Annotated in this window: 5 protein-coding genes; 4 read left to right on the top strand and 1 reads right to left on the bottom strand. The window is 65.1% G+C overall.

Features of this window, described 5'->3' with window-relative positions; all coding sequences use genetic code 11:
- Nucleotides 1-99: 99 nt before the first annotated feature.
- The 3 genes from BKH20_RS00440 to BKH20_RS00450 all read left to right on the top strand — a co-directional run bounded on the left by BKH20_RS00440 (nucleotide 100) and on the right by BKH20_RS00450 (nucleotide 4,048).
- The gene (locus tag BKH20_RS00440) at nucleotides 100-1,893 is read left to right on the top strand and encodes a hypothetical protein (protein WP_075389478.1); all 1,794 of its coding nucleotides are present in this window, start codon (nucleotides 100-102) and stop codon (nucleotides 1,891-1,893) included.
- Nucleotides 1,890-2,939, top strand: a complete 1,050-nt coding sequence (locus tag BKH20_RS00445; RefSeq protein WP_075389479.1) for a Tat pathway signal protein — start codon at nucleotides 1,890-1,892, stop codon at nucleotides 2,937-2,939. Before BKH20_RS00440 ends, BKH20_RS00445 begins: the two co-directional genes overlap by 4 nt.
- Nucleotides 2,940-3,106: 167 nt before the next feature.
- The gene (locus BKH20_RS00450) at nucleotides 3,107-4,048 is read left to right on the top strand and encodes a tetratricopeptide repeat protein (protein WP_075389480.1); all 942 of its coding nucleotides are present in this window, start codon (nucleotides 3,107-3,109) and stop codon (nucleotides 4,046-4,048) included.
- A gap of 103 nt (nucleotides 4,049-4,151) precedes the next feature.
- Here the strand turns inward: BKH20_RS00450 and BKH20_RS00455 are convergent, their stop codons facing one another.
- Entirely contained in the window at nucleotides 4,152-6,518 is a 2,367-nt protein-coding gene (locus tag BKH20_RS00455) for a glycogen/starch/alpha-glucan phosphorylase (RefSeq protein WP_075389481.1), read from the bottom strand.
- Nucleotides 6,519-7,532: 1,014 nt separating this feature from the next.
- Between BKH20_RS00455 and BKH20_RS00460 the strand changes: the two genes are divergently transcribed.
- On the top strand, nucleotides 7,533-8,822 hold the full coding sequence (locus BKH20_RS00460; protein ID WP_430793205.1) for an alpha-amylase family protein: 1,290 nt from the start codon (nucleotides 7,533-7,535) through the stop codon (nucleotides 8,820-8,822).
- Nucleotides 8,823-9,643 lie beyond the last annotated feature (821 nt).

Below are 9,643 nucleotides of genomic sequence, written 5' to 3' on the forward strand. Positions count from 1 at the left end.
ATTCTGGTCCTAGGCGGGCGCACGGTGAGCGCTCGCAGCGATACCCGGCTCCGCAGCCGGCCGTCGTCCAACCGTCCGCGAGCATAGGAGATCCGCGTCGTGAGTCGACGTATCTTGAGCGTGGTAGTGACCGTCCTCGGGCTGGTCCTCGTCGCCCTGGCCGTTTGCTCGGCCACCATCTGGAAACCCGGCTCCAAGGTCGAGGCGAAGTTCGCCTCCGGCCCTTCTCAGCCCTACGTCATCACAGCCCCCGGGGTTCTCAGTGGTGCGGACTCTGACGTCACCGTGACGGCGAGCTCCTCCGACGGCAAGGACGTCCACCTCTTCGTGGCCAGGGCGGCCGACCTCGACGCCTGGATGAGTCCCGACGCCGACAACGCGCTGCCCTACACGGTGGTCACCAGTATCGACGCCGATGCCGGAACCCTGTCCTCCAGGGACGAGACCCAGTACTGCCCGCCGGCCAATGCCACTCCCGCTCCTTCCGTGGCGGCCTCCTCTCACCCCTCAGCCTCCGCGCAGCCCTCAGCCTCCGCGCAGGCCGGCGGCTCGCAGTGCTCGGCGCGCAAGGCCAAGGGCGTGACCGCCTCGGGCTCCGACATCTGGCTGGGGGAGAAGACCGGCGGCTCGTCAGTCACCTTCAACACCGGCAAGGACGCCGACCGCGCCATGCTGCCGAGCAAGAGCGTTGACGAGCAGGTCGTCGTCATGGCCATGACCGACGGCAAGGCCCCGGCTCCCGGCCTAACCATCAGCTGGAAGCGCCAGGTGGAGACGCCCTGGTACTTCTACGGGGGACTGGTTCTGGGCAGCCTCTTCGTGCTCGTGGGGGCCTTCCTGTTCTTCATCGACCTCCAGCTGCGCCGCACCGATGTCGATCGGCGCACCCGTTCGGCCGAGCGGGCGGCCCGCATCGCCAACGCCGACTCGGTCTCCACCGAGGGCATCCCCCAGGTGGACGATCCCGACCGACGGCTGACCCGCCGAGAGCTGCGGGACAAGGAGCGCGCCGAGGCCTCGGGCGAGCCCTGGACCGACCCGCGCACCGGGCGCGTCTACCTCGACGGCGTCGAGACGTTCTCCGCCCCCTCGGCAGCTGAGGCCCTCTCCGCCGACGGCTACGACGACGGCCCCTCAACCGGGCTCAGTGCCGGCTCCGGCAGCGGGTTCGGTGACGGAGCCGCGGCCTCCTACGGTGAGAGCCACGGCGGGCAGGGCGACCACGCGGTTGCCGGCCTTGCCCGAGGCGCGTCCGTCGTCCCAGGTCTTGATGAGACAGCCACCCGGCAGTACCGGGCCGCCCGGGAGCCGGAGGGCCTCCAGGACGGTGAGGCGCTGGCCATCACCTCGGATGCTGCCAACACCTCCGACTCGTCGGCTCACTCCAACCCCCCGGCTCTCAGTGACGACGTCGGCACCGGTGTCGGTGCCGGTCACATGGCCGTGGGCGCGGACCAGGTGGCCGACCAGGGCGCCGACGCCCCGGACCACTCCCGCTTCGCACCGCCGGAGCACCACACCAGCCACGTGGCGGGCGGTGACGATGCGCAGTCCTTCGAGACCGACACCGCCGAGTTCCAGGACGCGGCCTCCTCGGCCCCGTCGCAGGACCCCGCCCTCCAGGCGCCGACCGGATTCGCCCAGCCGGAGGTGAGTGACGCGTCGCTGAGCTGGAGTGAGCAGGAGGTCGAGCCGGCGCGCGGCCCCGCCTTCTCCCCGAGCGGCTTCTTCGGGGACTCCTCTGCGATGTCGACCACCGTGTCGTGGCCCTCCTACTCCGACGGCGTCGAGCTGCCTCCGCAGGCCGACCCCTCCGTCATCCAGGCCGTTGACGCCGAGCCCCTCAGTGAGCCAGACCCCACCGCGGACCCCGACAACCAGGAGCGCGCATGATGTCCACCCGTCGAGCCTTTCTGAGCGCAGGCGGTGCCTCCGCCATCGCCCTGAGCCTGGCCGCCTGCTCGCGGTCTCAGCCCAAGACCGCCCAGACCGTGGCCTCCGGTACGCCGATCGCCGAGCCCGTCCTCAACGACAAGCAGCTCGCCGAGATCCTCCAGCGCGTCCAGACCGGTCTGGCGGCGGCGGATAAGGAGAAGAACGCGGACAAGCTCAAGGAGGTCATGTCCGGTCCGGCGGCGCGGATCCGTGCCGCCGAGTACGCCACCGCCTCCGCCAGCGGGAACGACTCCTTCATCCACGCCATGACCACGAAGATCCAGGGAGGGGGAGTGGGGCAGACCGTCGGCTTCCCCCGTAACGCCGCGGTCGCCTCGGAGGGCGACAAGAGCGTCTCGATCATCTCCCTGGAGCAGGGCTCGGCCCGGGACCAGTTCAAGGTGTGGGCCTGGGTGCAGGGTTTCGCCGTGCAGGCGAGCATTCCCGTGCTGACCAAGCAGTCGGCCCAGCACGCCAAGCAGGTGACGGCCGAGTCCACCGGGCTGGTCGCCACCCCCAAGGCGGTTCTCGACTCCTACGTCGATGCGCTCAACCACCCCGACGGTGAGAACGGCAAGGCCTTCCCCGACGACAACCTGCGTCAGAAGGTCCAGGCCGCCCGAAGCACCGATCTCAAGTCCCTGGGCGAGGTCACCGTGACGGCGGTTCCCGGTCAGGACGGGTTCCAGGGCCTGCGGCTGGAGGAGGGGGACGGTGGGGCGCTGGTCTTCACCACCCTGACCTTCACGGTGGTCTACAAGCGTACCGTTGACGGCTCCGACCTCACCTTGCAGGGTGACGTCGCCGCTCACATGGGTGGTAACCAGAAGATCCTCGGCACCGTGACCGCCACCTACGACTCCATGGTGGCCTTCTCCATCCCCAAGAAGGGAAGCAGCGAGAAGGTGACCGTTCTGGGCGCCGAGACGGCGCTCATGAAGGTGGAGCGGGACGACTCCAAGACGCCGGCCCCCACGGCTTCGGCGTCGGCCAAGCCGTCCTGACCGCCTCCGGTCCCCGGCCCGGCTCCGTGACTGCTCGGAGTCGGGCCGCAGGCGCGCCCAGACCGGTGAGCAGCGTGAGGCCTGCCAACCGCGCCGGCGCCCACGGACACTGAAAGACCCAGACCAATGAAGCAACCGGGCTGCGGCCCGAGGAAGGCAGAGCTGCCATGAGCATGTTCGGCGCCGTCGACCTGTCCAGTTTCGCCCCCGCCACCAAGCCGGCCGGCTCTACCGGCGCCACCCCGAGCCCCACCGCCGGGGATCGCCCCTCAGGAGCCTCCGGGTTGCCGGTGCCGCTCGTGGTCGACGTCGATGCCTCCAGCCTGCGCGAGGCCGCCGAGGTTTCGACCCGGGTTCCCGTCGTCATCATCCTGCACACTCCGCGCAGCCAGGCCAGTACCGACCTCGCCGCCGCGTTGGAGCAGCTCGCCGATCAGTACGCCGGCCGCTTCCAGCTGGCGCGCGTGAACGTGGATGCCGCCCCCGAAGTCGCTCAGGCCCTTCAGGCTCAGGCCGTCCCCACCGTCGTGGCCCTCATCGCGGGCCAGCCGGTGCCGATGTTCCAGGGGACGGTGCCCCAGGAGCAGCTGGGCTCGGTCATCGACCAGCTGCTGGAAGTGGCGGCCGCCAACGGTGTCAACGGCACCATCGCCGTCGACGGCGCGGCCGGCGCCGACACTCAGGCAGAGCCTGAGGAGACAGAGGTCGAGCGGGCAGCCCGCGAGGCCATCGAGGCCGGGGACTTCGCCGCCGCCGAGGAGGTCTACACCCACGCCATCGCCCAGAACCCCGGCGACGACGACCTCAAGGTGGCCCGCAACCAGGTGCGCCTCATGGCCCGCCTGGACGGCCAGGACCCCCACGAGCTCCTCGCAGCCGCCGACGCCGCGCCCACGGATCTGACCGCGGCCCTGGCCGGTGCCGACGCCGCCCTGGCCCTGGGGGATGTCAACGCCGCCCTCGGCCGGGCCCTGGAGGCCGTGCGCACCCACGTGGGGGAGGAGCGGGAGACGGCCCGGCTGCGACTGCTCGAGCTCTTCGAGATCATCGGCTCCACCTCCCCGGAGGTCGCCCAGGCCCGTCGCCGCCTGGCCACCATGCTCTACTGATCCTCGGCGGGCCCTGCTGAGGACGTGGCGGCGCCCAGCGCATACGGGAAAAGGAGTGCCCCTCACCGGTCGTGGTGAGGGGCACTCGCTCATGCCGTGACGATCAGGCGATGGGCTCGGGGTCGATCTTCCAGACCTCGCGGGCGTAGTCGCTGATGGTGCGGTCGGAGGAGAATCGGCCCGAGCGGGTGATGTTCACCCAGGCCTTGCGCTGCCAGGCACGGGTGTCGGCGTAGCCGGCCGCCATGGCGTCCTTGGTCTCGCGGTAGGAGGCGAAATCGCCCAGGACGTAGTAGACGTCGGCCGGCTCGTGGGAGGCCTCCAGCAGGCTGCGGCGCAGGTCGGCGAACCAGCCCGAGCCGTTGTCGTCCAGGGTGCCGTCGGTGAAGGCGTCCAGGACGCGCTTGAGACCGGGGACGTTCTCGTAGTGCCACACGGGGTCGTAGCTCTCACGCAGGGCGGGCAGCTCGTCCTCGGTGGCGCCGAAGATGTAGGCGTTGTCGTCCCCGACGGCCTCCAGGATCTCCACGTTGGCGCCGTCGAGCGTGCCCAGGGTCAGGGCGCCGTTCATCATGAACTTCATGTTGGAGGTGCCTGAGGCCTCCTTGCCGGCCATCGAGATCTGCTCGGAGACGTCGGCGGCCGGGATGATGTGCTCGGCCGGGGAGACGTTGTAGTTGTGGACGAAGACGACCTTGATGGTCTTGGAGACCACGGGGTCGTTGTTGACCAGCTCGGCGATGGTGTTGATGAGCTTGATGACGCCCTTGGCCCGGATGTACCCGGGAGCGGCCTTTGCCCCGAAGATGAAGACCCGCTTGGGGACCTGCAGGCTCGGGTCCTGCTTCATGCGGAAGTACAGGTCCAGGATGTAGATGGCGTTGAGCAGCTGGCGCTTGTACTCGTGGAGGCGCTTGATCTGGACGTCGAAGATGGCCTCCGGGTCGATCTCGATCCCCTCGCGCTGGGCGATCCAGGCGGCGAAGTCCACCTTGTTGGCGTGCTTGATCTCCGCCAGACGGTCGTAGACGGACTCGTCCACGGAGTCGGTGTGCTCGGCCAGGACGGAGAGGTCCTTGACCCAGGTGTCCGAGCCGGTGACCTCGTCCAGGAGCGCCGACAGGCGCGGGTTGCACTGGCGCAGCCAGCGGCGGGGGGTGACACCGTTGGTCTTGTTGTTGAAGCGCTCGGGCCAGATGGCGTGCCACTCGCCCAGGGTCTCGCGCTTGATGATCTCGGTGTGCAGCGCGGCGACGCCGTTGATGGAGTACGAGGCGTAGCAGGCGATCCAGGCCATGCGCACCTTGTCCCCGCAGATGGGGGCCATGTAGTCGATGGTGTCCTGCTCCAGGCCACGCTCGGCCATCTCCATGCGGAAGCGGCGGTCGATCTCGCGAACGATCTCGGTGATGCGCGGGAAGAGGCGGTCGAAGATGGAGATCTCCCAGGTCTCCAGCGCCTCGGCCAGCACCGTGTGGTTGGTGTAGGCGAAGGTCTTGGTGACCACCTCCCAGGCCTCCTCCCAACCCAGGTGGTGCTCGTCCAGGAGGATGCGCATCAGCTCAGGGATGGCGAGCACCGGGTGGGTGTCATTGAGCTGGATGGCGTTGAAGTCGGCGAAGCCGGTCAGGTCCTCACCGTGGTGGCTGACGTAGTTCTCGACGATCTGCTGTAGGGAGGCCGAGCAGAAGAAGTACTGCTGGCGAACCCGCAGGACCTTGCCCTCGTAGGTGGTGTCGTTGGGGTAGAGGACGCGGGAGATGTCCGAGGTGCGCTCGCGATCGACGATGGCCTCGGTGAAGCGCTGGGAGTTGAAGGCGTCGTAGTCGAACTCCTCGAGCGGCTCGGCTTTCCACAGGCGCAGGGTCCCCACGTTCTTGGTGCCGTACCCGGTGATGGGCATGTCGTAGGGGATGGCGCGCACGGTCATGTCCCGGTAGTGCACCAGGCGCTGGGCCTCCTCGTGGCGGATGACGAAGGGGTAGCCCTCCTCCATCCAGGGGTCGGGGTGCTCGGTCTGGAAGCCGTCCTCGAAGAGCTGCTTGAACAGCCCGTAGCGGTAGAGGATGCCGAAGCCGTTGACCGGCAGGTCGAGGGTGGCGCAGGAGTCGAGGAAGCAGGCGGCCAGGCGGCCCAGACCACCGTTGCCCAGGGCGGCGTCGGGCTCCTGCTCCAGGACGTCGCTGAGGCTGACGCCGAAGGAGCCGACGGCCTCGCGCGCCTCGTCGACCATTCCCAGGTTGGAGAGGTTGTTGAGCAGGGCGCGGCCCATGAGGAACTCGGCGGAGAAGTAGTGCTCCTGGCGCCCGGCGCTGTACTTCTGCTCGGTGGCGTACCAGTCGTCCGCAATAGTGTCGACGACGGCGGCGGACAGGCCCTGCCAGACCTCCATGAGGGTGGCTGCGGTCTCGGGTCGACCGGATACGGCGCGCACCTGCGCGGGGGCGCTTGTGACCAGGTTCTGTGGCATGACTTCTTTCCTCATGGGACGGCGATGGCAGCGGCTGCATGATCCTTCGATTGCAAGAATCTTGCAGGAACCGCCAGCAGCCTACCCCGTCCGCGCCGTGGGGGACACGGAAGGGCGTGTGACGATGCCCCAACAAGGCTGGGCTCGGCGGCGTCCGAGCGGCGTGAGGCCCGGCTGATCTTAGCGTTGTACTCGCAGAGACCTGCAGGCAGTGGATGCGCCTGGCGATCCGGGTCCGGTTGAGGTCGTCCTGGGGCCAGTGGTAGGCCGGGAACGCAACCGTGCAGTTGTCGGTCAAGGCGCCGATGATCAGGATGCGATCCAGCCCGACGGCGAGGTTGACTGGACGGGCGGAGCGGGTGGAGGGAGTCCTTGGTGCGGGTCGGAGCCGGATGGGCGCCCTGTTGGCGGGACCCCGCCTCGCTCTCCCAGCCCGCCCCCAAGTCCATCGCGGTCCATAGGCTTGGCGGGCGCCTCCACGATGAGTCTCGTCGGTACTTGCGGCCCCTGGGCCTGGACGCCTCCTTCTTGGCCCCGCCAGGGCGCTTGGCGGCCTGGGTCAGGCGCCTGCGCGCGTTGTCCCGGCTCCAGCCAGTCACCGCGCACACCTCGCCCGGGCATCCGCCCCTTGTCGCCCTTGGACGCCCTGGCGTACTTCCTGGTGATCTCAGCCCTGGCCCCCATCGACAGCTCGCTTCCCATGCCCACCACAGTCCGCGGATTTCGCAGGCACTTCCACATGAGGCACGGGACCTCCTTCGCGGGCATCCACCATGAGTCTCGTCGATCGCTGGACATGTCGAGATCGCGGGCATACAATTATACGGGGCGCTCGGCGCGCCATCCTGTTTCGTCGCCGTGCACGATGGCCGCCGCGCTCCGCAATATTGACCCAGTTGTTGTAGGTTTTTGCGAGAGGAAATCTATCGGTCGCACTGTGTTTTATAGAGGTTTTCTTGCTGTAGCGAAAGTATCGATCATTGAAGTTGAGCGCTCTGTCGTCGACCGTAGTTCATGATGTGCATGTTAATGATTGGAGGAAGTGAAGTTATGAAACCTTGGGTAAGGGATTCGATATGGTGGCAGGTGTATCCGTTAGGTTTTACAGGGGCATCAGTGCGACCATTACCCTCGGATACCCCTGGCGATTCCGCCGGGCGTGGCCTTAGTTCTCTGGTGCCGTGGCTCGATTATCTGATAGATCTTGGCGCCAATGGGCTTGCTCTAGGGCCGATCTTTCGATCTGAGACGCACGGTTATGATACCGTCGATTTTTTCTCAATAGACCCTAGACTTGGTGACATCGACGATTTTGATCGCATGATGGGCAAGTGTCGCGCCAAAGGAATCAAAGTGATGCTTGACGGCGTATTCAATCATGTCGGGACGGCTCATCCGCTGTTTGTCTCGGCGATGAGAGGTGACGACTCCGCCCGCTCGATGTTCCGCTTGCAATTAGCGGAAGATGGGAGCGTCCGAGGGTATCAGGACTTTGAAGGACATCGAGGGCTGGCGGTCTTGAATCATGACTCCTCGGAAGTGTGTGATCTCGTTGTTGATGTCATGCGTCATTGGTTGCGCCGGGGAGTGTCAGGTTGGCGTCTGGATGCAGCGTACTCGATGAATCCAAATTTTTGGGGAAAGGTTCTTCCCCAGGTCAGGAGTGAATTTCCTGAAGCGTTCTTCGTTGGTGAGGTAATCCATGGAGATTATGGGGACATTGTGCGAAAGTCCGGGATGGACTCAGTGACTCAGTATGAACTATGGAAGGCTGTCTGGAGTTCATTGAAGGACGGGAATTTCTTCGAGTTGGACTGGTGCTTGAAACGACACAATTCCTTTATGAACAGTTTTGTCCCGGCAACTTTTGTTGGAAACCATGACGTCACGCGACTGGCTACCACAATTGGTGACGATTTGATGCGTCTTGCAATCGTCATTCTGTTCACGGTCGGTGGTGTTCCATCCGTATATTACGGTGATGAGCAGGCGTTCCGAGGGGAAAAGAAGGATATGCTCGGCGGTGATGACGAGGTTCGCCCCGAATTCCCTGAGACCCCAGAAGAACTTAGTCCTCTTGGGGCCGGAATGTATCGGCTGCATCAAGATCTCATCGCTCTGCGACGTCGGCATCCGTGGCTGGTTGGCGCGAAAACTCGGCCGATCGAACTTGATAATCGTGCGTACAGTTACGAATCTGTCGGAGATGATGGGCAAGTTCTTGCCGTCACGATGAGACTGGATCCTGCCCCTTTGGCAATTGTCTCCGCCAACGGACAAGAGTTTCTCAGGGTTGGGGGCTAGCCTGCCACCACGTGAATCTTTATGCTACTTTAAAGGAAATTATTTATGTTGACGGTGCCTCAAATTATCGTTCTTAGTCCATTTGAATCTGCTGACCAATATATTCCTTCTTGTGCAAGTGAAGCTGGGGCGCTTGGAATCGTAGACATATCGTATGCCACAAATACGTTGGAAGCGGAGAGATTTTTGCGCTCTGCGTCCGGCGCGGTTGGAGTTAGATTGTCAGGTCCTCCGCTTCTGCCTTGGGACGTCCTTTGTGATGCACTAGCTTCGTGTCAGCCGGATACAGTTCTTCTTGGATCTGGATGCCTTGAAGATGATGACGTTACGAGGTTGATCGGGGGCGATTCGATCATCTTAGGCGAGGCAGTCTCATGCGATGAGGCATGCCGTTGGATCGATCGCGGCGCCGACGGCGTGGTGATCCGGGGACGGGAAGGAGGTGGAAGTACGGGAGACCTGTCGAGCCCGGTCATTCTCGCACAGATCCTCGAGCAGCACCGTGACGCGAAGATCTGGGTTCGAGGAGGCGTGGGTCGGCATACTGCCAGAGGCCTAATCGCAGCCGGGGCTACGGGGGTTGTGTTGGACGTGCAGTTAGCGCTAATGCCCGAGTCAGATACCTCGGAGACCGTCCGTCGAATCCTGAGCGCACCATCTCTTCCCCGGTCGATCAGACGCGACGGGGAGCAAATTCTACCAGACGCGAGAGGCCTCTACTCGGAAATTCCCCGCCGTGAACGTCAGATCGGTGACGACGCATTGATCGCCAAACTGTTTTCTCAGTACTACGGCTCAGTTCGAGAGGCCGTGACCGACAT

The organism is Actinomyces oris (assembly GCF_001937445.1).
In the GTDB taxonomy this organism is placed as follows: domain Bacteria; phylum Actinomycetota; class Actinomycetes; order Actinomycetales; family Actinomycetaceae; genus Actinomyces; species Actinomyces acetigenes.